This is a genomic window from Novosphingobium oxfordense (assembly GCF_044029435.1).
Lineage (GTDB): Bacteria > Pseudomonadota > Alphaproteobacteria > Sphingomonadales > Sphingomonadaceae > Novosphingobium.
Genome location: NZ_CP147005.1, coordinates 1,608,576 through 1,628,548, shown reverse-complemented (window position 1 = coordinate 1,628,548; position 19,973 = coordinate 1,608,576). Strand labels below are relative to the sequence as shown.

At 64.7% G+C, this 19,973-nt stretch carries 20 protein-coding genes and 3 tRNA genes; 17 read left to right on the top strand and 6 right to left on the bottom strand.

The features are described 5' to 3' along the window. Window positions 1–230 precede the first annotated feature (230 nt). From mce to WBP07_RS07475, 9 genes are all read left to right on the top strand, one after another. A complete protein-coding gene (gene mce, locus WBP07_RS07515) occupies window positions 231–680 on the top strand; it encodes a methylmalonyl-CoA epimerase (RefSeq protein WP_395395209.1) in 450 nt (149 codons plus the stop codon). 182 nt (window positions 681–862) lie between these two features. Beyond that, a complete protein-coding gene (scpA, locus tag WBP07_RS07510) occupies window positions 863–3,013 on the top strand; it encodes a methylmalonyl-CoA mutase (RefSeq protein WP_395395208.1) in 2,151 nt (716 codons plus the stop codon). 89 nt (window positions 3,014–3,102) lie between these two features. After that, window positions 3,103–4,155 carry a biotin synthase BioB gene (gene bioB / locus WBP07_RS07505; RefSeq protein WP_395395207.1) on the top strand — a complete coding sequence of 351 codons (1,053 nt, stop codon included), beginning with the start codon at window positions 3,103–3,105 and terminating at the stop codon, window positions 4,153–4,155. After that, a complete protein-coding gene (locus tag WBP07_RS07500) occupies window positions 4,152–5,009 on the top strand; it encodes an alpha/beta hydrolase (protein WP_395395206.1) in 858 nt (285 codons plus the stop codon). The genes bioB and WBP07_RS07500 overlap by 4 nt, the downstream gene beginning before the upstream one ends. Further along, window positions 4,991–5,125 (top strand): biotin carboxylase N-terminal domain-containing protein, encoded by a 135-nt coding sequence (locus WBP07_RS07495; RefSeq protein ID WP_395395205.1) that lies wholly within the window; start codon window positions 4,991–4,993, stop codon window positions 5,123–5,125. Before WBP07_RS07500 ends, WBP07_RS07495 begins: the two co-directional genes overlap by 19 nt. Next, window positions 5,122–5,367, top strand: coding sequence for a hypothetical protein (locus WBP07_RS07490; RefSeq protein ID WP_395395203.1), 246 nt, complete (start codon window positions 5,122–5,124; stop codon window positions 5,365–5,367). The genes WBP07_RS07495 and WBP07_RS07490 overlap by 4 nt, the downstream gene beginning before the upstream one ends. 1 nt (window position 5,368) lies before the next feature. Continuing rightward, the gene (locus WBP07_RS07485) at window positions 5,369–7,393 is read left to right on the top strand and encodes a biotin carboxylase N-terminal domain-containing protein (RefSeq protein WP_395395202.1); all 2,025 of its coding nucleotides are present in this window, start codon (window positions 5,369–5,371) and stop codon (window positions 7,391–7,393) included. Then, the gene (locus WBP07_RS07480) at window positions 7,394–7,765 is read left to right on the top strand and encodes a tRNA-binding protein (RefSeq protein WP_395395200.1); all 372 of its coding nucleotides are present in this window, start codon (window positions 7,394–7,396) and stop codon (window positions 7,763–7,765) included. After that, the gene (locus WBP07_RS07475; protein ID WP_395395198.1) at window positions 7,765–8,547 is read left to right on the top strand and encodes a thioesterase family protein; all 783 of its coding nucleotides are present in this window, start codon (window positions 7,765–7,767) and stop codon (window positions 8,545–8,547) included. Before WBP07_RS07480 ends, WBP07_RS07475 begins: the two co-directional genes overlap by 1 nt. A gap of 146 nt (window positions 8,548–8,693) precedes the next feature. On the opposite strand, the gene WBP07_RS07470 is transcribed toward WBP07_RS07475, so the two are convergent. From WBP07_RS07470 to WBP07_RS07455, 4 genes are all read right to left on the bottom strand, one after another. Further along, window positions 8,694–10,091: a peptide MFS transporter gene (locus tag WBP07_RS07470; RefSeq protein ID WP_395395197.1), complete on the bottom strand. Its 1,398-nt coding sequence runs from the start codon at window positions 10,089–10,091 to the stop codon at window positions 8,694–8,696. A gap of 165 nt (window positions 10,092–10,256) precedes the next feature. Then, a complete protein-coding gene (locus WBP07_RS07465) occupies window positions 10,257–10,442 on the bottom strand; it encodes a DUF3008 family protein (protein WP_395395751.1) in 186 nt (61 codons plus the stop codon). 96 nt (window positions 10,443–10,538) lie between these two features. Then, window positions 10,539–11,654, bottom strand: a complete 1,116-nt coding sequence (gene aroB, locus WBP07_RS07460; protein ID WP_395395196.1) for a 3-dehydroquinate synthase — start codon at window positions 11,652–11,654, stop codon at window positions 10,539–10,541. Continuing rightward, the gene (locus tag WBP07_RS07455; protein WP_395395194.1) at window positions 11,645–12,220 is read right to left on the bottom strand and encodes a shikimate kinase; all 576 of its coding nucleotides are present in this window, start codon (window positions 12,218–12,220) and stop codon (window positions 11,645–11,647) included. Before WBP07_RS07455 ends, aroB begins: the two co-directional genes overlap by 10 nt. A gap of 58 nt (window positions 12,221–12,278) precedes the next feature. Here WBP07_RS07455 and WBP07_RS07450 point away from each other — a divergent pair, with 58 nt between their 5' ends. From WBP07_RS07450 to WBP07_RS07435, 4 genes are all read left to right on the top strand, one after another. Further along, window positions 12,279–12,452: a hypothetical protein gene (locus tag WBP07_RS07450; protein ID WP_395395193.1), complete on the top strand. Its 174-nt coding sequence runs from the start codon at window positions 12,279–12,281 to the stop codon at window positions 12,450–12,452. Next, window positions 12,449–14,335 carry a hypothetical protein gene (locus WBP07_RS07445; protein ID WP_395395192.1) on the top strand — a complete coding sequence of 629 codons (1,887 nt, stop codon included), beginning with the start codon at window positions 12,449–12,451 and terminating at the stop codon, window positions 14,333–14,335. Before WBP07_RS07450 ends, WBP07_RS07445 begins: the two co-directional genes overlap by 4 nt. A 4-nt stretch (window positions 14,336–14,339) precedes the next feature. Beyond that, entirely contained in the window at window positions 14,340–15,248 is a 909-nt protein-coding gene (locus WBP07_RS07440; RefSeq protein WP_395395190.1) for a tyrosine recombinase, read from the top strand. Window positions 15,249–15,417: 169 nt separating this feature from the next. After that, window positions 15,418–16,926 carry a M48 family metalloprotease gene (locus WBP07_RS07435; RefSeq protein ID WP_395395189.1) on the top strand — a complete coding sequence of 503 codons (1,509 nt, stop codon included), beginning with the start codon at window positions 15,418–15,420 and terminating at the stop codon, window positions 16,924–16,926. A 109-nt stretch (window positions 16,927–17,035) separates the two neighbouring features. Here WBP07_RS07435 and WBP07_RS07430 read toward each other — a convergent pair whose 3' ends face one another. After that, window positions 17,036–17,212: a Flp family type IVb pilin gene (locus WBP07_RS07430; RefSeq protein ID WP_395395188.1), complete on the bottom strand. Its 177-nt coding sequence runs from the start codon at window positions 17,210–17,212 to the stop codon at window positions 17,036–17,038. 414 nt (window positions 17,213–17,626) lie between these two features. Here WBP07_RS07430 and WBP07_RS07425 point away from each other — a divergent pair, with 414 nt between their 5' ends. From WBP07_RS07425 to WBP07_RS07410, 4 genes are all read left to right on the top strand, one after another. Continuing rightward, the gene (locus WBP07_RS07425; RefSeq protein WP_395395750.1) at window positions 17,627–18,049 is read left to right on the top strand and encodes an NUDIX domain-containing protein; all 423 of its coding nucleotides are present in this window, start codon (window positions 17,627–17,629) and stop codon (window positions 18,047–18,049) included. A gap of 44 nt (window positions 18,050–18,093) precedes the next feature. Further along, a tRNA-Arg gene (locus tag WBP07_RS07420) sits at window positions 18,094–18,170 on the top strand. Window positions 18,171–18,215: 45 nt separating this feature from the next. Continuing rightward, window positions 18,216–18,292, top strand: a tRNA-Arg gene (locus WBP07_RS07415). A 54-nt stretch (window positions 18,293–18,346) separates the two neighbouring features. Next, window positions 18,347–18,423: transfer RNA gene (locus WBP07_RS07410), tRNA-Arg, on the top strand. 79 nt (window positions 18,424–18,502) lie between these two features. Here WBP07_RS07410 and WBP07_RS07405 read toward each other — a convergent pair. Further along, window positions 18,503–19,840: a chloride channel protein gene (locus WBP07_RS07405; RefSeq protein ID WP_395395187.1), complete on the bottom strand. Its 1,338-nt coding sequence runs from the start codon at window positions 19,838–19,840 to the stop codon at window positions 18,503–18,505. Between the last annotated feature and the right edge of the window lie 133 nt (window positions 19,841–19,973).

Sequence of the window (19,973 nt, the reverse complement as noted above, 5' to 3'; positions counted from 1 at the left end):
ACGGAGGCGTTGCTCTTCCTTGGCGTCCTGACGGCGCTCTGCTGGCTGACGGTATGGGAAATGCGACGCCTCGGCCGGTTAAGGCTGCAGATTGGACGGAGCGGGGTAGAACATTGGCTGACAGAAAGCGAACGGCCGAAGCTGTTCCGAGCGGTGCTGGTCTTGATCACAGCTCTCCCGGTCCTCGTCGGAAGTATGATGCTCATGTCCCAACTGAAGGTTTTTGCTGAATGAAGCTGGGTCGTCTCAACCACATCGGCGTCGCTACGCCCGATCTTGACGCCTCGATCGCGTTCTATCGCGACGTGATGGGCGCCACGGATATTACCGAGCCGTTCGTGCTCGAAAGCCAGCAGGTTCGCGTCTGCTTCGTCAACACGCCGGGTGAGGCTGGCACGGCAGGCACGCAGATCGAACTGCTCCAGCCGACCGTGCCGGACTCGGCCGTAGGCAAGTGGCTGGAGAAGAACCCGCTCGGGGGGCAGCACCACATCTGCTACGAAGTGCCGGACATTCACGCCGCCAAGGCCTGGTTCGAAGGCCTGGGCAAGCGCGTGCTGGGTGAGCCGCGCGTGGGCGCGCACGGGACGCTGATCTTCTTCGTCCACCCCAAGGACATGGGCGGTCAGCTTACCGAGATTATGGAAACGCCCAAAGAGGCGCCCAAAGGCGGACATTGAACTTCATTGCCCCGCCCGCTTGCGGGAGGGGAACGAGACTTGGGGCTGCGCAGCAGGCCCTAGTCGCAGTGGGGTGGGTTTCGGCGGGTCCGGAACAGCCCACACCAACTCCGGCTAGGCAGCAAGCTGCCAAGCCTACGTATCCTCTCCCGCAGGCGGGAGAGGAGGCAGAGGAAACGAAGATGGCAGACGTCAACGACTGGAAGGCAGCCGCCGACAAGGAGGTCAAGGGTAAAGACCTGACCTGGAACACGCCCGAGGGTATTGCGGTGAAGCCGCTCTACACCGCAGAGGACGTGACCGTCGATCCCGGCCTTCCCGGCTTCGCGCCGTTCACGCGCGGCGTGCGCGCCTCGATGTATGCCGGTCGTCCCTGGACCATCCGCCAGTACGCGGGTTTCTCCACCGCCGAGGAATCGAACGCCTTCTATCGCCGCAACCTTGCGGCGGGTCAGAAGGGCCTTTCGGTCGCCTTCGACCTTGCCACCCATCGCGGCTATGACAGCGATCACCCGCGCGTCGTGGGTGACGTGGGCAAGGCCGGCGTCGCCATCGATTCCGTCGAGGATATGAAGATCCTGTTCGACGGCATTCCGCTCGACAAGATGTCGGTCTCGATGACGATGAACGGCGCGGTGATCCCGATCCTGGCCTTCTTCATCGTCGCCGGTGAGGAGCAGGGCGTTGACCGCAAGCTGCTCGACGGGACCATCCAGAACGACATCCTCAAGGAGTTCATGGTCCGCAACACCTACATCTACCCGCCCGAGCCGAGCATGCGGATCATTTCGGACATTTTCGGCTACACCAGCCGCGAGATGCCGAAGTTCAACTCGATCTCGATTTCCGGCTATCACATGCAGGAAGCCGGGGCGACGCAGGTGCAGGAACTGGCCTTCACCATCGCGGACGGCGCGGAATACGTGAAGTACGGGGTGGCATCGGGCCTCGATATCGACAAGTTCGCGGGCCGCCTGTCGTTCTTCTTCGCCATCGGCATGAACTTCTTCATGGAAGTGGCCAAGCTGCGCGCCGCGCGCGTGCTGTGGCACCGGGTGATGACGGAGCTTGGCGCCAAGGACGAGCGGTCGAAGATGCTGCGCACGCACTGCCAGACTTCGGGCGTGAGCTTGCAGGAGCAGGACCCCTACAACAACGTTATCCGCACCACGATCGAGGCGATGGCATCGATGCTGGGCGGCACCCAGTCGCTGCACACCAACGCACTGGACGAAGCGATCGCGCTGCCGACTGACTTCTCGGCCCGCATTGCGCGCAACACGCAGATCATCATCCAGGAAGAGACCGGCATGTGCAATGTGGTCGATCCGCTGGGTGGGTCCTACTACATTGAATCGCTGACGCAGCAGCTGGTCGACCAGGCCTGGGAGATCATCGAACGCGTGCAGGCGGAGGGCGGCATGGCCAAGGCCGTCGCCGCCGGTTGGCCCAAGGCGATGATCGAGACTGCTGCCGCTGCCCGTCAGGCGCGCGTGGACCGTGGCGACGACGTGATCGTCGGCGTCAACAAGTACCGCCTTGCCAGCGAAGACCTGCTGGAAACGCTGGAAGTGGACAACGCCAAGGTCCGCGAAGGCCAGATCGCCCGCATCAACAAGATGAAGGCGGAGCGTGACGAGGCGGCTTGTCAGGCCGCGCTCAAGGCGCTGCGCGATGGTGCCGCTGCGCCCGCCAGCATCGAGAACAACCTGCTCGCGCTCGCCGTCGAGTGCGCCCGTGCCCGCGCCACGCTGGGCGAGATCAGCTCGGCCATGGAAGACAGCTTCCAGCGCTATGGCACGCAGCCGACCCCGGTGAAGGGCGTCTATGCCGCGCCTTACGAGGGTGACAGCCGCTGGCAGCAGGTGCTGGACGGCGTGCAGGCGGTTGAGCGTCGTCTTGGCCGCAAGCCTAAGGTTCTGGTCGCCAAGATGGGGCAGGATGGCCACGATCGCGGCGCGAACGTCATCGCCTCGGCCTTCGGGGACATGGGCTTCGACGTCGTTTCGGGCCCGCTGTTCCAGACGCCGGAAGAGACCGTCGTGCTCGCGCTGGACAGCGCGGTAGACGTGGTTGGCGCGTCCAGCCTTGCGGCCGGTCACAAGACGCTGATCCCCGAACTGATCCAGAAACTGCGCGAAGCCGGCCGTAGCGACATCAAGGTGATCGCCGGCGGCGTCATCCCGCCGCAGGACTATGAATTCCTGCGCAATGCCGGCGTTCAGGGCATCTACGGCCCCGGCACCAACGTCGTCGAATGCGCGGCGGACGTGCTGCGCCTGCTCGGCCACAACATGCCGCCGCTCGGTTCTTCGCTGGAAGCGGCGGAATAAGGATGGGCACGCTGGATCGACGCCGCGCTTGCCCCTATGACCGGGGTTTGGCCGCGCGTCATCCCGCGCGCACCGCCTGAGGAATGAATATGACTGAGACCCCCGCCGTCACTCCACGTACAGACTGGACCCGTGAGGAAATCGCGGCGCTGTTCGACCTGCCATTCACCGAACTGGTGTTCCGCGCAGCCGAAGTGCATCGCGCCAGCCATCCGCACAACGAAGTGCAGCTTTCGACGCTGCTTTCGATCAAGACCGGCGGCTGCGTGGAAGATTGCGGTTATTGCTCGCAGTCGGTTTCGGCCAACAGCGGGGTCAAGGCGACCAAGCTTATGGAAGTGCAGCAAGTGCTGCAGCGCGCCGCGCAGGCGGCGGACCAGGGTTCCACCCGCTTCTGCATGGGCGCCGCCTGGCGCAACCCCAAGGACCGCGACATGCCCGCCATCATCGAGATGGTGAAGGGCGTGCGCGCGATGGGCATGGAAACCTGCATGACGCTGGGCATGCTGACGCCCGATCAGGCGGACATGCTCTCCGAAGCGGGCCTCGACTACTACAATCACAACATCGACACTTCGCCTGAGCGTTACGATCAAGTGATCACCACGCGCACGATGGATGACCGCCTCGACACGCTGTCGAACGTGCGCATGGCGGGCATCAACGTTTGCTCCGGCGGCATCGTCGGCATGGGCGAGACCCGCGCGGACCGCGTAGGCTTCGTTCATACGCTGGCGACGCTGCCCGATCACCCGCAGTCGGTGCCGGTCAATGCGCTGGTTCCCGTGAAGGGCACCGTGCTGGGCGACATGCTGGCCGATACCCCGCTCGCCAAGATCGACGATGTGGAATTCGTGCGCACCGTGGCGGTCGCGCGCATCACCATGCCGCTGTCGATGGTGCGCCTCTCGGCGGGCCGCGAATCGATGTCCGAAATGACGCAGGCGATGTGCTTCATGGCCGGGGCGAACTCGATCTTCACCGGCGACAAGCTGCTGACCGCGCCGAACTCCGGCGACGACAATGACGCGGCGATGTTCGCCCGCCTCGGCATCAAGCCGATGGCGATCGAGCTGACCGAGGCACAAGTGGAAGCCCAGCGGATGCCCAAGGGCTGCGCGAAGCTGGAAGCCGCCGAGTGATCAAACGGGCAGGATCAATGCTGCTGGCGCTGTCCTGCCTTGCTCTTATGCCGGGCGTTGCGGCTGCCGCAACGCCCGCTGCGTCCCCGATCACGATCGGCGAGACGCATCTTGTCACCTTTGCTGATGGCGATCAGCGCCAGGTCAATGTCTACCTTCCGGAAGGCTACGCGAAAGGAAACGCGCGCTACCCGGTCCTCTATCTGCTTGACGGCGGGCTTTCGCAGGACTTCCTGCATGTCGCTGGATCCAGCGCGCTCAACGCCATGTGGGGCCGTTCGCAACCGGTAATCGTCGTCGGGATCGAGAGCAAGGACCGCCGCGCCGAACTGATCGGCACGCCGGGCAACGCCGCGCAGCACAAGCAGTATCCCACCGCCGGGCAGTCCGCTCAATTCCGCGCCTTCCTGCGTGATCGGGTCAAGCCGCTGATCGAAGCGGACTATAGGACCAATGGCGATGATGGCGTGATCGGCGAGTCGCTCGCCGGGCTGTTCATTGTCGAGACGTGGCTGCGCGAACCAGGCCTGTTCCACCGCTATGCCGCCATCGACGCGAGCCTGTGGTGGGACGATGAGGCGCTTTCGAAAGCGGCGGCAGGTCTACTCGCGGCAAAGCAGCCGCGCGGTCCCCTGTTCCTCACCTACTCGAACGAGGGGCCGGAGACCGCCGATGGCGCAGATCGCGTCGCCAGTCTGGGAGGCTCGCTCGTCTGCCTGTCCCCACGCACGGATCTGACGCACGCGACCGCCTATCACGTCCTTTCGCCGCAGGCGCTGCAGTTCCTGTTTCCGACCGACAACAAGCCAGATCCCGAATGGGGCTTCGAAGTAACATGTTCGAAAAAGTCCTGATCCCAAACCGGGGCGAGATCGTCCGCCGCGCCATCAAGACCGCGCGCCGCCCGGGCATCCAGGCAGCGGCCATGGAGCTTCGCGTTGATGAGGGTGAGGGAGAGCGCACGGCGTGACCTTCAGCGTTTCCGGTCCAGGTCTGAAAGAGAAGGCGGGCTGCATTGGCAGCGGCCTTTTGGGATCGGCTTTCGCGGTAATGATGTTGATGGGCGCGGCCATGGGAAGCGGAAGTCGACCCGGCACGCCAGAACACGAATACGAAGACTTTGTCAGGCTTCTGATGTTTCCGGGGAGCCTGATTGTTCTGATCTTGGTGGGACTTTTCGCCGCTTGGCGTATGACAAAAGACAGGGATTGAGATGTTCAAGAAAATCCTGATTGCAAACCGTGGCGAGATCGCCTGCCGGGTCATCAAGACCGCGCGCCGCATGGGCATCCAGACGGTGGCCGTCTATTCGGATGCCGATGCCCGCGCGCCTTTCGTGCAGATGGCCGATGAGGCCGTCCACATCGGTCCCGCGCCCGCTGCGCAGTCGTACCTGATTGCCGACAAGATTATCCAGGCCTGCAAGCAGACCGGCGCCGAAGCGGTACACCCCGGTTACGGTTTCCTCTCCGAACGCACCTCCTTTGCCGAAGCGTTGGCCGCAGAAGGCATCGAGTTCATTGGCCCCCCCGTCGGCGCGATCGCCGCTATGGGTGACAAGATCGAATCCAAGAAGCTGGCCAAGCAGGCCGGCGTCAACGTCGTCCCCGGCTTCGTGGGTGAGATCGAGGACACCGAGCACGCGGTGCGCATCTCGAACGAGATCGGCTATCCAGTGATGATGAAGGCCAGCGCCGGCGGCGGCGGCAAGGGCATGCGCCTTGCCTACGACGAAAAGGACGTGCGCGAGGGCTTCGAGTCCGTGAAGCGTGAAGGCCTGAACTCGTTCGGAGACGACCGTGTCTTCATCGAGAAGTTCATCCTCAACCCGCGCCATATCGAGATCCAGATCCTCGGCGACAAGCACGGCAACATCCTCTACCTGAACGAGCGCGAATGCTCGATCCAGCGTCGCCACCAGAAGGTGGTGGAGGAAGCGCCGTCGCCTTTCGTTACCGAGAAGATGCGCAAGGCCATGGGCGAACAGTGCGTCGCACTGTCGCGTGCGGTCGGCTACTATTCGGCGGGCACCGTCGAACTGATCGTCTCCGGCGCGGACCCGACGGGTGAGAGCTTCTACTTCCTTGAAATGAACACGCGCCTTCAGGTGGAGCACCCGGTTACCGAAGCGATCACCGGCGTCGACCTTGTGGAGCAGATGATCCGCGTCGCCGCCGGCGAGAAGCTGGAGATGACGCAGGCCGACGTGAAGATCGACGGCTGGGCCATCGAGAACCGCGTCTACGCCGAAGATCCCTATCGCGGCTTCCTGCCGTCGACCGGGCGCCTCGTCCGCTATCAGCCGCCGGTGGATGGCTGGACCGACGATGGTTCGGAAAATGGGCGTCGCGGCGTGGACGGCGTTCGCGTGGATGACGGCGTCTACGAAGGCGGCGAAGTCTCGATGTTCTACGACCCGATGATCGCCAAGCTGATCACCTGGGGCGAAACCCGTGACGAGGCCGCCGACAAGCAGGTCGCCGCGCTCGACCAGTTCGAGATCGAGGGCCTTGGCCACAACATCGATTTCGTCTCTGCCATCATGCAGCACCCGCGCTTCCGCTCGGGCGAGCTGACCACCGGCTTCATCGCCGAGGAATATCCCGAAGGCTTCACCGGCGCGCCCGCGTCGGAAGAACTGAAGGGCAAGCTGGCCGCCGTCGCCGCCTTCGTCGCCACCGCGCGGGCAGACCGTGCGCGCCGCGTCGATGGGCAATTGGCGCCGCATCGCCTTTCGCCGCCGTCCGAATGGACCGTCACCATCGACAAGGCGCCGTACGAAGTCGTCATCGCCGATGAGGATGTCACGGTGAACGGCGTCGCGGTGGAACTGGCGATGGAATACACTCCCGGCGACCGGCTGATCGAAGCCGAGATCGACGGAGAGGCCATCGGCATCCGCGTCGTACCCACCCGCACGGGTCTGAAGATGACGACGCGCGGCTGCATTCACGATGTGCAGATCCTGCCCAGCCGCGTGGCCTCGCTCAGCAAGCACATGATCGAAAAGATCCCGCCGGATCTTTCGAAGTACCTGATCTGCCCGATGCCGGGCCTGCTCGTCGCGCTCCACGTGGGCGAAGGCGACAAGGTCGAGGCGGGGCAGCCGCTTGCCGTCGTCGAAGCCATGAAGATGGAAAACATCCTGCGCGCCGAGAAGTCGGGCGTGGTGAAGGCGGTCAACGCCAAGGCCGGTGAGAGCCTTGCGGTGGACGCCGTGATCCTCGAAATGGAATAAATGCACCTGGACCACGATGCTGTCGCGCCTGCGGCGGAGCAGATCACCTTTGACGACTTCCTGAAAGTGGACATCCGCGTCGGCACCATTGTCGCCGCGGAAGTCTACGAGGGAGCGCGCAAGCCGAGCCTTAAACTGCGGATCGATTTCGGTCCCGGCATCGGCGAGCGCAAGAGCGTGGGGCAAGTCGCCGCGCTCTATTCGCCGGAGGATCTGATCGGGCGACAGGTGGCGGCGGTCGTGAATTTTCCCTCACGCCAGATCGGCAAGGCCGTGTCCGAGGCGCTGACGCTCGGCTTCGCGGACGAGGAGGGCCGGGTGGTCCTCTTCGCGCCGGACAAGCCGGTTCCCAACGGTTCGAGGTTGTTCTGATGACGGGTTTCGCGACGCTTCTTGCCGCGGCGGAGGAGATCGAGGGCGGTTTCGTTTTCGATATCACCGAGGATTGGCTTCAGGGGCGCACCGCTTACGGCGGGCTGACTTCGGCCATTTTGCTGGCAGCTGCGCAGCGCGTCGATCCGGAATTGCCGCCATTGCGCTCCGCCCAGTTCGCGATGATCGCGCCGCTGGCGGGCCCGGTGGAAGCGCGGGCGCGGATCGTGCGCAAGGGGCGCAATGCGACCTGGGTTTCGGCGGAGCTTTCGAACGACAAGGGCGTGGGCTTCACCGCCAGCTTCGTGTTCATGCGCCAGATCGAGAGCGCGGCGGATATTGCCGGATATCCGATGCCGGCAGGTGTGAGCCCGGTGGCCGACGCCAAGCCGGTGCCGATGGAAGTGGCGCCTGAATTCCTGAAGCGGAATTTCGACGCACGCTTTGCCTTGCCGAAGTCGGCGCTGGGCGAGGCGGACTTGTGCTGGTGGGTGCGCCTGAAGAAGCGCGAGGGCCTCGATCCTGCGCTGGAGGCGGTGCTGGTCGGCGATGCCTTGCCGACGGCGGTGCTGCCGCTACTCAATTTCCGCGTGCCGATCAGTTCGATGCATTGGCACGTCAATATGCTGGAGCCAGCGCCGACGAACGAGGATGGGTGGTGGCTGCTGCGCTCCACCAGCGAATTCGCGCGCGATGGCGGGGCGAGCGAGCATATCCTGCAATGGAGCGCTTCAGGTGCTCCGGTGATTGCGGGGATGCAATCGGTGGCGGTGTTCGGCTGACGCCTCCGGCCGCATCACGAAGCTCTTCCGCATCAATATAATCCACGTCGCCCCCGCGAAGGCGGGGGCCCCGCTTGTTCTCCCACCGTGCAGAAGAAAGCGGGATCCCCGCCTTCGCGGGGATGACGGGGATTTGCTGACGGTCGTCAGGCGGCCTTCGGCTCACCGGAAAGCGTCTTGCCCAGTGCGATCTTGAACACCGCGAAGGCAATCATGCCGAACGTCGCGGCACCGACGTGGATCAGCCAGAACGACACGGTATCCATCGACGAATACCAGCCTCCGACTACGCCCACCGCCTTGTTGGCCGCGAAGAACGCCAGATAGTAGATGCCCACCACCGTCGCATTCAGCGAACGCGGTGCGATCTTGGTGAAGAGGGCAAGGCTGACGGGCATGATGTGCGCAAAGCCGATCGAGTTGAACAAGTGGAACATCACCGGCCAGAACAGGCCGATCTTGCCGCCACCGGCCGTCGCCGCCGCGATCACCAGGCACATGCCGCCGGTCATCGAGAACAGCGAGCCGATGATCATCTTGCCCAGTTCGTCAGGCTCGCGCCCGGTCCGGTCGGCACGGAACTTCCAGAACGCAGCCACGGCGACCAGCATCGAGAAGCTGAGCGTGGCGTCGACGGTGATCATCCAGCTTGAGGGCAGGGTGATGCCGAAGAAGGTCAGCTGGAACTTGGCATCCGCCCAGACGAGGTAGGCGTTGAAGATTTCCTGGTTGGTCAGCATCGCGATGGCCAGCACCGGCACCAGCACTGCCAGCGCGCCAAGGCGCGGCCAGTCGGAACGCTGCAGTCGCGCGCCGGCGTCGCTGTTCTTGCCTTTACCCACCTTGTTGTCGGCCGGCAGCCAGGGTTGGGCCTTCAGGTACAGCAACAGGCCAAACACCATGACCACGCCGGCGGCGCCGAAACCGTAGTGCCAGCTGACTTCCTGGCCCAGCGTACCAGAGATCAGCGGCGCGGCGATCACGGAGACGTTGATGGCGATGTAGAAGATCTGGAACGCCATCGCGCGGCGCAGGTCGTTGGGGCCGTAGAGTTCGCCCACCTGGCTGGCGATGTTGCCCTTGAACAGGCCCACGCCGACGACCAGCGAGATCAGCGCGAACAGGAACATCCCCTCGAACGCCATCAGGAAGTGGCCGATCGACATGACGACCGCGCCCGCGATCAGCGTGGCCTTGCGGCCCAGCCAGCGGTCGGCGACTATGCCGCCAAGGATGGGCGTGAGGTAGACCAGCGATGTGTAGTCGCCGAAAATCGCCGAAGCGAGCGGTTGCCCGTCCAGCCCGGCATAATGCCAGCCGCGCAGCCACGATAGGCCCAGCACTTTGCCGACGTTCTCCGGCAGCAGCAGATACTTGACCATGTAGAGCACGAGCAGCGTCTGCATGGAGTAATAGGAAAAGCGCTCGCAGCCCTCGACGAAGGAGAGGTAACCCAGCCCGCGCGGATGGCCCAGGAAGGCGCGATCGTTTCGCGCCGCTTCCTCGGGGAAGTCCAGCTCGGGGGTAGCTTCGGCAACAGTCATGGCGATCCCGGAAATATTGTTATTTTTGAAAGACGTTTATATTCTTGACGCATGTGTATAATGGCGTGGCCGAGAAATGTCACGCCATTGACGTCAAGGCGTCAGGTTTCGGGACGGTATCGACGGCCGGGATCGGGGCGCCCAATGTCGGCGAAGGGGCGCGCGTCAGTGGTGGACGTGCTCGGGCTTGCCCTTCCGCTTGGTGGCGGCGAGTTCCTCAAGCTGCTTCTCGCTCATGGAATCGACCATCTCGCGCGATGCGCCCTTGAGGTCGCTCTTTTTCGTCTCTCCACGCTTGGCGGAGAGGGCGGCGCCGGCGGCTTTCTGCTGGGCCTTGGACTTGGCAGGCATCATTGGTCTCCCTTGCGGTGATGCAAGGGAGACGTGCGCAAAGCCGCGGAAGTTCCCGTCGGGCGGCCGAAGCGGTCGCACTAACGGGATGAGGCGTCAGTCGGGCGTGCGGGCCAGCTCTTCGTCGAGGAACAGCGCCACATCGTCCAGTGACACCTCACGGTCGAGATAGGTCTGGCCGATGCCCTTCATCAGCAGGAAGGGCAGGGTGCCGGCGTCCATCTTCTTGTCGTGGAGCATGTGATCCACCAGCGCGCGGCCATCGCAGTCAAGGTCCAGCGCGGCAAGGCTGGCGGGTAGGCCGATCTCGCCGATGTGGCGGGCGACGTGTTCGGCACTCGCTTGCGGCATCAGGCCCCGGCGCGCGGAGTAGCGCGCCGCCAGCACCATGCCGAGCGCCACGCCTTCGCCGTGGAGCAGGCGCGTGGAAAAGCCGGTTTCCGCCTCCAGCGCGTGGCCGAAAGTGTGGCCGAGGTTGAGCAGGGCGCGCTTGCCGGTGGTTTCGAACTCGTCCTCCGCCACGATGCGGGCCTTGGATGCTACCGAGTGTGCTACCGCATATTCGCGCAGCGCGGCATCGCCATCGAGCATCGCAGCGGCATTGGCGTCGCACCATGCGAAGAAGTCCGCATCGTCGATCAGTCCGTACTTCACCACTTCGGCATAGCCGGCCAGCAGGTCGCGGCGGGGCAGGGTTTCCAGCGCGGAAAGGTCGGCCAGTACCAGCGAGGGCTGGTGGAACGCGCCTACCAGGTTCTTGCCGGCGGGCGTGTTGATCGCGGTCTTTCCGCCGACGCTGGAATCGACTTGCGCCAGCAGCGTCGTTGGTACCTGAATGAATTTGCAGCCGCGCTTCAGTACGGAGGCGCAGAAGCCGGTTAGATCGCCGATCACGCCGCCGCCCAGCGCGATCACGCTGTCGCCGCGCTCAACCCCCAGTTCCAGCAGCCAGTTGACCGTGGCGGCCAGTTCTTCCCATGACTTGGTGGCTTCGCCGGCGGGCAGGATGCGCCAGTGCGGTTCATGCCCGTTGTCGCGCAGCGATCGCTCCACCACTTCGCCCCAGGCCGCATGGACATGGGTATCGGTGACGATCGGCACGCCGCGCTTGCGCAGCAGGCCCCGGCAGTTCGGCACGAGTTCGGCCAGCAGCCCGGCGCCCACGCGCACTTCATAAGGGCGTCCGGCGATGTCTACGGAAATCACAGCCATTGCGAGAGTCCCTGAAGTACCTTGTTGATGGTCTGCACGTGCGGCCCGGGCGAACTGAGCACGTGGATCGGTGCCAGTTCGTAATGCGGGCGGCGATCTTCGCGCAGGCGGGCGAGAATATCACGCGGGTTGCCGCCTTGCAGCAGCGGGCGATTGTCCTTGCGCGCGGTGCGGTCCACCAGCGTTTCCACTTCGCTGTCCAGCCACACGGTGATCGCGTGTTCCAGGATCAGCGCGCGCGTTTCGGCATTGCAGAAGGCGCCGCCCCCGGTTGCCAGTACCAGCGGCGCCGCGTCGGAGCCGAGCAGACGGGCGATCACCCGGCGTTCGCCGTTGCGGAAATAGGATTCCCCGTAAGTTTCGAAAATCTCCGGGATCGTCATCTGGGCGGAGCGTTCGATTTCCTCGTCCGCGTCGACGAAGGGAAAGTCCAGCAAAGTGGCCAGCCGTTTGCCCACGCTCGATTTGCCGACGCCCATCATGCCTACCAGCACGATGGGGCGATCGATACGCCGGGCGAGGGCGGCAATTTCTTGCGCGGAAAAGCGGGTCTGTTGAACGTCCATTGCCCCACCGCCTATAGTTGCGCTAGGTCGCAGCGCAAGCATCGGTGAAGGAAGGCGAGTGACGATACCAAAGGGGAGGCGCAGGCTTCCGGGCGTGGTTGCGGCAATTGCCGTCGCGGTCGTGGTGGTTGTCGGCGGATTGGCCTGGGTCGATGGCGGCAGCCGGCAGGTTCGCGATATCGTCCAGCCGGTGAAAGTTCCGGACCAGAAGGTTACGGAGACGGCTCAATGAAGACTCGCATTCGCGCTTGGCACGTGATGGCCGGCACCGCGCTGGCGCTCACTTCGGTGTGGGCGATCGCCCAGGACGGCCCCGAATCGCTGTTGCCCAAGGGTTTCGAGGAACCGACGCCCACGCCGGCCCCGAAAGCCGCGCCCGCCCCGGTTCGGACCGGGGACGGCGGTGCAGCCTCCGCGCCGCGCGCGGTTTCCACGCCGGTCATTCAGCAGCTGCCCAGCACGGCGCCCGCCGCCATCGATGCCGGCGCGCCCATTCCGGCGATTGTCGGCCCGGGCGGGCTTACCCGCGTGCCCACGCTCGAAGAACTCGAACGCATGTCGCCCGAGGATTTCGAGGATCTGCTGGGCAACAAGATCGATCTCGACATGCCGCCGCAGGCGCGCCGCTCGATGGATCGGATCGGCCTGATCGACGATAGCGAGGGCGGGATGCCCGCCGCTTCGCTGTCGACGCTGAACTGGACCGTGGTGGAGGCTGCACTGGCCGCCAATCGCGGCCAGCTGGTTTCGCGCTGGGGCCATATCCTGCTGCGCCGCGCGCTGATCTCGCGCCTTTCGCCGCCGGCCGGCATGAGCCCGCAGCGCTTCTTGGCCCTGCGCGTCTCGCTGCTGCTGCGCATGGGCGAAAGCGATGCGGCGCGGGCGGTGCTGCAGGATATCGACATAGCCAACTACACGCCCGAACTGGGCGACCAGGCGTTCGAGACCTATCAGCGCGCGGCCGATTTCACCGGTCTTTGCCCCGTGTTCTCCTCGGTCGGTTCGCTGCGGGACGATGCGCAGTGGAATGCGGCCAAGGCCATCTGCGAGGCGTTTCGCGGCAGCGGTGCCTCGGCCATGGCCAAGCTGGACAAGATGCGCGTGCGCGGTTCGATGGACCGCATCGACCTGCTGCTCGCCCAGAAATACGCCGGCGCCGCCGGCCGTTCCCGCAAGGCGGTGACGATCGAGTGGGATGGCGTGACGACAATGACGCCGTGGCGCTTCGGCCTTGCCAATGCCGTCGGCCTCACCCCGCCGGACAGCGCCATGGAAGACGCCGGATCGCTGTTCGATGACATGACGGCGCTTGCCCCGATGGTGGGTCTTTCGCGCCGCGCGGCAGCGGCCGATCACGCCGGGGCAAGTGGTGTGCTGTCGAATGCGGCGATGGTCGATCTCTATAGCCAGCTCTATTCCGATCCGGATGTGACCGGCGATTGGCAGCAGCGCGCGGAAACCTTGCGCAATGCCTATGTGCTGGAGGATCCTTCCGCGCGCTTCTCGGCGATGCAGAACCTGTGGAACGGCGCCAATGGAGCCGATGCGATCTACGCGCGTCAGGTGCTTACCGCTGCGGCGGCGGCGCGCATCCAGCCCAGCAAGGAGATGGAGGATCAGGCCCCGGCGTTGCTGGCGTCCATGCTGGCAGCCGGATTCGATTCGAACGCACTGGCATGGTCGCCGGTGGTCGCCTCCGGCACGCAGGGCTGGGCCCTGCTGGTGCTTGCCGCACCCGGCCGGATCAAGACCATCGGTTCGGGCGCGGTCAGCACTTATATCGATGGGGACGGCAGCGCCGACAAGCGCCGCAGCGCCTTCCTTGTCGCCGGCCTCGCGGCGCTGGGCCGTATCGACCAGAGCGATGCGGGCAGCCTTTCCGGCCAACTGGGCCTTGGGCTGGACAGGACTACCCGCTTTACAGAGGCGCTGGACCGTGCCGCCGCGAACGGCGATCAGGCCGGTGTCGCGCTGCTGGCCGGGCTGGGCATGCAGGGCGGCGACTGGCACCTGATGACGCCGCGCTACTTGTTCCACATCGTATCGGCGCTGCGCACCGTGGGACTGGATGCCGAGGCGCGGATGATCGCGGCCGAGGCGGTTGCCCGGGCCTGACGGGATGCCCGCACGGGGGGCGTCTGCAGGGGCGTCTGGATCTGGGGCGGCCGGACGATTCCTGACGATGCTTGCGGCGGAACGCGGCGCGGCGCTCAACACGCTGGCTGCCTATCGCCGCGATCTGGATGCGGCGGCGGACGAGATCGGGGATCTCGTAGCGGCGGATGGCGCGGCGCTGGCCGGATTGGGCGAGGCGTGGAGCGATGTCTCCCCGGCGACGCTGGCCCGCCGTTGCTCGGCCTTGCGCCAGTTCTACGGATTTCTGGTCGACGAAGGGCTGCGGGAGGATGATCCGTCTCCCTCGTTGCCGCGCCCGGTCACGCGGCGGCCGCTGCCACGACTACTCTCGCATGAGGAGGTTGAGCGCTTTCTGGCGCGGGCGGAGGAGGAAGCGGCGGCGGAGCGTCCCGAAGCGGTGCGCCTGCTGGCTCTGCTGGAACTGCTTTACGGGTCGGGCCTGCGTGCCAGCGAACTGGTGTCTCTGCCGGTGACGGCAGTGCCGCGCGATGCTCCTTTCCTGCATGTCACCGGCAAGGGCGGCCAACAGCGGATGGTTCCGGTCAGCACGCGGGCGAGGGCGGTGCTCTCGCGCTGGCTGGCGGTTCGTCAGGGCGGTTCGCGGCATCTCTTTCCGTCACGGGGGGAGAGCGGGCATCTCACCCGGGTACGCCTGTTCCAGTTGCTGCGCGAACTGGCCGGGCGGGCGGGCCTCGATCCCCAGCGGGTCTCTCCCCACGTTCTGCGCCATGCGTTCGCCACGCACTTGCTGGAAGGCGGCGCGGACTTGCGCGTGCTGCAGACGCTGCTCGGCCATGCGGACATCGCCACGACGCAGATCTACACCCATGTGGACAGCGCGCGGCTGGTGGCACTGGTCAATGCGCGGCACCCGCTGGCGAAGCGCAGCTAGAGCAGTTGATCCGATTGCATCGGATCAACTGCTCTAGGATTTTGGTTTTCCGCGTTTTCCGAGTCATCAGGTGATTCCACCTGATTAGAAAACGCTCTGGAGCGGTCTTGCGGAACAAGGGCTTGTCTGCCCAAGTTACCGTCAGGAAGACGGTGCGAAGGGAGAAGACATGTCCGTAAGAACCGCCGGGCGTGGCAGGCGCGCGGCTCCGCCCGTCGCGATGGTGCTGGGTATGGTGCTGGGAGCGGCGGCGGCGCCCAGCAGCGTCGGCATCGCCACTGCGGCAACTGCCTATCCGACGGTCAGCGCGATCAGCCAGGCAGATAAGGCGCAGGGCGCCAAGGCCCATCCCGATCTTCTGGCGGAATTCGGCGGCGCGGTGAGTGGCCCGCAGGCAGCTTATGTCGAGCAGGTAGGCAAGAACATCGCCGTCCAGTCCGGCCTTTCGAACGCAAAGGGCGATTTCACGGTCACGCTGCTCAATTCTTCAGTGAACAATGCTTTCGCGATTCCCGGCGGCTATATCTACGTTACCCGGCAGCTCACCGCGTTGATGAACAACGAGGCCGAACTGGCCGGCGTGCTGGGTCATGAAGTCGGCCACGTCGCCGCGCGCCATTCGGCCAAGCGGAAGCAGGCGGCGAATCGCAACCAGATACTGGGCGTGCTTGGGTCGATTCTCTCCGGCGTCCTGCTGGGTGACAGTGCATTGGGTCAACTCGGCCAGCAGGTCGCGTCGCAGGGGACGCAGATGCTGACGCTGCAATATTCGCGCACGCAGGAGCTGGAGGCGGATCGGCTGGGGGTTACCTACCTCAAGCGGGCCGGCTACGATCCGCGCGCGATGGCCACGGTGCTGGAAAGCCTGGCGCGGCAGAATGCGCTGGAGGCCCAGCTGAACGGAAGTTCGGCGCGGGTGCCGGAATGGGCGTCCACGCACCCCGATCCGGCCTCCCGCGTGCGCGACGCGCAGGCACTGGCAGGCACGGCGCCATCGGGCACGACGAATCGCGACGTGTTCCTCGCGCGGGTCGACGGGCTGGTCTACGGCGACGATCCGCACCAGGGTGTGATCGATGGCGTGCGTTTCACCCATCCCGACCTGAAGCTGACGTTCGAGGTTCCGGCCGGCTTCTACATGGTCAACGGAACGCAGTCGGTTTCGATCAGCGGGCAATCGGGCAAGGCGCAGTTCGGCGGAGGCCGCATCGGGGCAAGCCTGGAATCGTATATCGATGGCGTCTTCGCCGGGCTGACCGAAAAGGGGCAGGCGCAGATCCGGCCTGACGGCGTGGAGCGTGCCACCGTGAACGGCCTGTCGGCGGCTTATGGCGTCGCCCGCGTTCAGGTGTCGAGCGGTCAGGTGGAAGTCGCCGTCTTCGCCTACGATTTCGGCGGCGGCAATGCGTATCACTTCCTGGCGATGACTCGGGTAGGCGGCGTCGGCGCGTTCAATCCGATGTTCCGGAGCATGCGGCGGCTTTCCGCTGCGGAAGCGGGCCAGGTACGGCCACGGGTGCTGCGGGTCGTGACCGTCAAGGCTGGCGACACTTCGCAATCGCTCGCCGCGCGCATGGCCTATCCCGATGGGCGGTTGGAGCGTTTCCTGGTGCTGAACGGCTTGCAGGCCGGGGATCGGTTGGCCGCCGGGCAGAAGGTGAAGATCGTCACGTACTGACCGCGGCTTTCCGCAGATTTTCGTGGATCCGGGAATAGGCGCGGGGCCCTGAAACGGAAAAGGGCGGCAGGTTTCCCTGCCGCCCCGAACCGTTTAGCTCGAAAGCCTCTTAGCTGCCGGTGGTGGTGCCCATGGCCGACGAGGTCTTGTTGAAGGTCGAGGTGAGCTGCGAGCCCATGCCCTGCAGGGCGGCGATAGCGGCAACGGCGATCAGAGCGGCGATCAGGCCGTATTCGATAGCGGTGGCGCCTTCTTCGTTGCGACGCAGCTTGGCGAGAAACTTCATGGTATGTCTCCTGATGTAAAGCAGTCTTCTGTACCCGGTCCTTCCCGCCTGGCGTCTCGCTTCAGCGCTTGGGACAATTTCGCTTCTAGGGTTGAAGTGTTGAAAAATGCTTAAGTTTGCGTTGGACTTAATTGGAGGAAATTGCCTCTGCCGATTTTGAGGAAATGTTATTCCAAAGTCCGATCGTCTCATTGGCGACACCTCGCAGAGCTACCATCATTGCGAGTACGATTACGGCGAGAATAACGCAGTATTCTACTGCAGTTGCCGCGGTTGTTTCTTTAACAATACGAATACAGACCGATCGGATAGACATGAGCAACCCTGCAATTCGCCCGAATGATGCGAAAATGCCGGCTTTGCGTTAACGAGTTCCTAAGAAGGGCATTCAAGCTGGAAAATTCTTTTACACCGCTGGTCGTCGTTGCCGTGGCGCTGCTTCGCGCGGACGGGCGCGTTCTCATGCAGCAGCGCCCGCAGTCCAGCATGCATGGAGGGCTCTGGGAATTCCCCGGAGGAAAGGTCGAACCCGGAGAGAATCCGGAACATGCGGCCGTGCGCGAGTTGGAGGAGGAGCTTGGGCTGGACCTGAGCCTGGCTTCGTTGGAGCCTGTAAGCTTTGCCAGCGGGCGGACGGGCATGGGCACGGGCACGGGCACCCGGTCCCTTGTCATACTTCTTTACGCCTGCCGCGAATGGCAGGGCGAGCCGCACCCGCATGAGGCGGAGGCGCTGGGCTGGTATGCGCCGGAAGCGGTGGAAACCCTGGCAATGCCGCCGCTCGATTACCCGCTGGCGGACGCCTTGTGCAAATTCCTTCGCCAAAGTGCGATATAGGCGTTGACGGGGGGCGGATCCCTTTCTATTGGCGCCACTCCAACGCGCCCGTAGCTCAGCTGGATAGAGCATCAGACTACGAATCTGAGGGTCGGACGTTCGAATCGTTCCGGGCGCGCCACTTTCCCTTCGGGGAAAACGGCCTTGGTTGGACTGAAATTGGCACGCGCCCGTAGCTCAGCTGGATAGAGCATCAGACTACGAATCTGAGGGTCGGACGTTCGAATCGTTCCGGGCGCGCCATTTTCTTTCGAGGGGTTTCAGAACTCTTCGGCCCATATACATAGGGCAATCTGCGCGCCCGTAGCTCAGCTGGATAGAGCATCAGACTACGAATCTGAGGGTCGGACGTTCGAATCGTTCCGGGCGCGCCATTTGCCACTAAGCACGAAAAACCCCGCAAGGCGTTCGGCCAAGCGGGGTTTTTCGTATCTGCGCGTTGGCGCGAACACCTCAGGGGCCCGGAGTCGCTTCTTTCGCATGGGGAGCCGGCGCGAATCCTCGCGAGAGGCCGTGGTAGAGCTTTTCCTTGCATACCAGCGTGCTGACGGCGTCGGCTATGATCGCGGTCAGGAACAGGGGCACGATCATGCCGCGGCTGGCGGTCGTTTCCATCAGGATGATCACGGCGGTCAGCGGCGCGCGCACCACGCCCACGAAATAGCCCACCATGCCGAGCAGCACGATGGCCGGGGCCGGATCGTCGGGAAAGCCGAAGGACAGCAATTGTCCCAGACCCGCGCCGACCGAAAGCGAGGGGGCGAAGATGCCGCCAGGCGCGCCCGAAACGGCCGTGGCCGCCGTGGCCAGGAACTTGGCCGGCCCGAACCAGGGCGAAGGACCGCCGGTCCCTTCGATCATATGCCGCGTGGTTTGGTAGCCTGTGCCCCAGGTCGATCCGGTCAGCACGCCGATGATCGCCACAATCAGCCCGCAAATGCAGGCCAGCGCGACCGGGCGTCCCCGCGCCGCAAGGAAGATCGGATGCGAACTGCGTGCGAAGGCCAGCAGCGTGCGTGAGAACAGGCCGCCCAGCGCACCGCCCGTGATGCCGGCAACGGGCGTGATGACGAGCACGGAAGTGACGCCCAGCGTCTGCCGCATCGCGCCGAAATAGACGTAGTCCCCCGCCACGGCCAGACTGACGAGGCCGGAGATGACCACTGCCGCCATGACCAGCACGGCCACTTTCTGCTCGAACGCGGCGGCCAGTTCCTCGATCGCGAAAGCAACGCCGGCCAGCGGGGTGTTGAAGGCGGCGGCAACGCCGGCGGCGCCCCCCGCGATCAGCACGCCGGCAGAGATCGGCACGCGAAGCACGCGGTGGCATGTCACCATGATCGCTGCGGCCACCTGCACGGTCGGCCCCTCGCGCCCCACCGATGCCCCGGCCAGCAGCATGACCGTGGTCAGCAGCAGCTTGGTAATGGCGGTGGGTAGGGCAAGCAGCTGCGATGGCGCGAGTTCAAGGTGTTTCCCGGCCGCCATCACCTGGGGAATGCCGGAGCCTTTGGCGGCCGGCGCCCAGCGCCGGGTGATCGCCACCGTGGCCATGAAGACCAGCGGGGTAAGCACCAGCGGCGCGAAACGATGCTGCGCCTGGAACTGCGTGAATATCTTCTGTGCCAGATCGCCCATCCAAGCGAAGACGATGGCGACGATGCCCAGCGAAATCGCGCCGATCATCGTCGCGGCGCGCCGGCGCGCCATGTTGAGGGACAAGTCGAAGTCAGCGGCCGACTTCTGGAAGGTGCGGAGGCGCTCCAGCGGAGTCAATTCGGTTCCGATCATGGCAGGCAGAACGGGGGGATTCGCCGCACCGGAACCGTGCGACGGGCTGGCGCCCTAATGGGCCAATGCCTTCGCGCAAGGCAAGGACTTTGGCCGGAAATAGAAAAAGGCCCGGAAACGCCATGACGATTCC

Bases quoted from the DNA above. Each gene is read 5' to 3' on its own strand.
- mce (WP_395395209.1), top strand. From the start codon at position 231: ATGAAGCTGGGTCGTCTCAACCACATCGGCGTCGCTACGCCCGATCTT.
- WBP07_RS07440 (WP_395395190.1), top strand. From the start codon at position 14,340: ATGCCCGCACGGGGGGCGTCTGCAGGGGCGTCTGGATCTGGGGCGGCC.
- aroB (WP_395395196.1), bottom strand. From the start codon at position 11,654: ATGGCTGTGATTTCCGTAGACATCGCCGGACGCCCTTATGAAGTGCGC.
- WBP07_RS07435 (WP_395395189.1), top strand. From the start codon at position 15,418: ATGTCCGTAAGAACCGCCGGGCGTGGCAGGCGCGCGGCTCCGCCCGTC.
- scpA (WP_395395208.1), top strand. From the start codon at position 863: ATGGCAGACGTCAACGACTGGAAGGCAGCCGCCGACAAGGAGGTCAAG.
- WBP07_RS07475 (WP_395395198.1), top strand. From the start codon at position 7,765: ATGACGGGTTTCGCGACGCTTCTTGCCGCGGCGGAGGAGATCGAGGGC.
- bioB (WP_395395207.1), top strand. From the start codon at position 3,103: ATGACTGAGACCCCCGCCGTCACTCCACGTACAGACTGGACCCGTGAG.
- WBP07_RS07485 (WP_395395202.1), top strand. From the start codon at position 5,369: ATGTTCAAGAAAATCCTGATTGCAAACCGTGGCGAGATCGCCTGCCGG.
- WBP07_RS07465 (WP_395395751.1), bottom strand. From the start codon at position 10,442: ATGCCTGCCAAGTCCAAGGCCCAGCAGAAAGCCGCCGGCGCCGCCCTC.
- WBP07_RS07445 (WP_395395192.1), top strand. From the start codon at position 12,449: ATGAAGACTCGCATTCGCGCTTGGCACGTGATGGCCGGCACCGCGCTG.
- WBP07_RS07455 (WP_395395194.1), bottom strand. From the start codon at position 12,220: ATGGACGTTCAACAGACCCGCTTTTCCGCGCAAGAAATTGCCGCCCTC.
- WBP07_RS07495 (WP_395395205.1), top strand. From the start codon at position 4,991: ATGTTCGAAAAAGTCCTGATCCCAAACCGGGGCGAGATCGTCCGCCGC.
- WBP07_RS07405 (WP_395395187.1), bottom strand. From the start codon at position 19,840: ATGATCGGAACCGAATTGACTCCGCTGGAGCGCCTCCGCACCTTCCAG.
- WBP07_RS07470 (WP_395395197.1), bottom strand. From the start codon at position 10,091: ATGACTGTTGCCGAAGCTACCCCCGAGCTGGACTTCCCCGAGGAAGCG.
- WBP07_RS07480 (WP_395395200.1), top strand. From the start codon at position 7,394: ATGCACCTGGACCACGATGCTGTCGCGCCTGCGGCGGAGCAGATCACC.
- WBP07_RS07430 (WP_395395188.1), bottom strand. From the start codon at position 17,212: ATGAAGTTTCTCGCCAAGCTGCGTCGCAACGAAGAAGGCGCCACCGCT.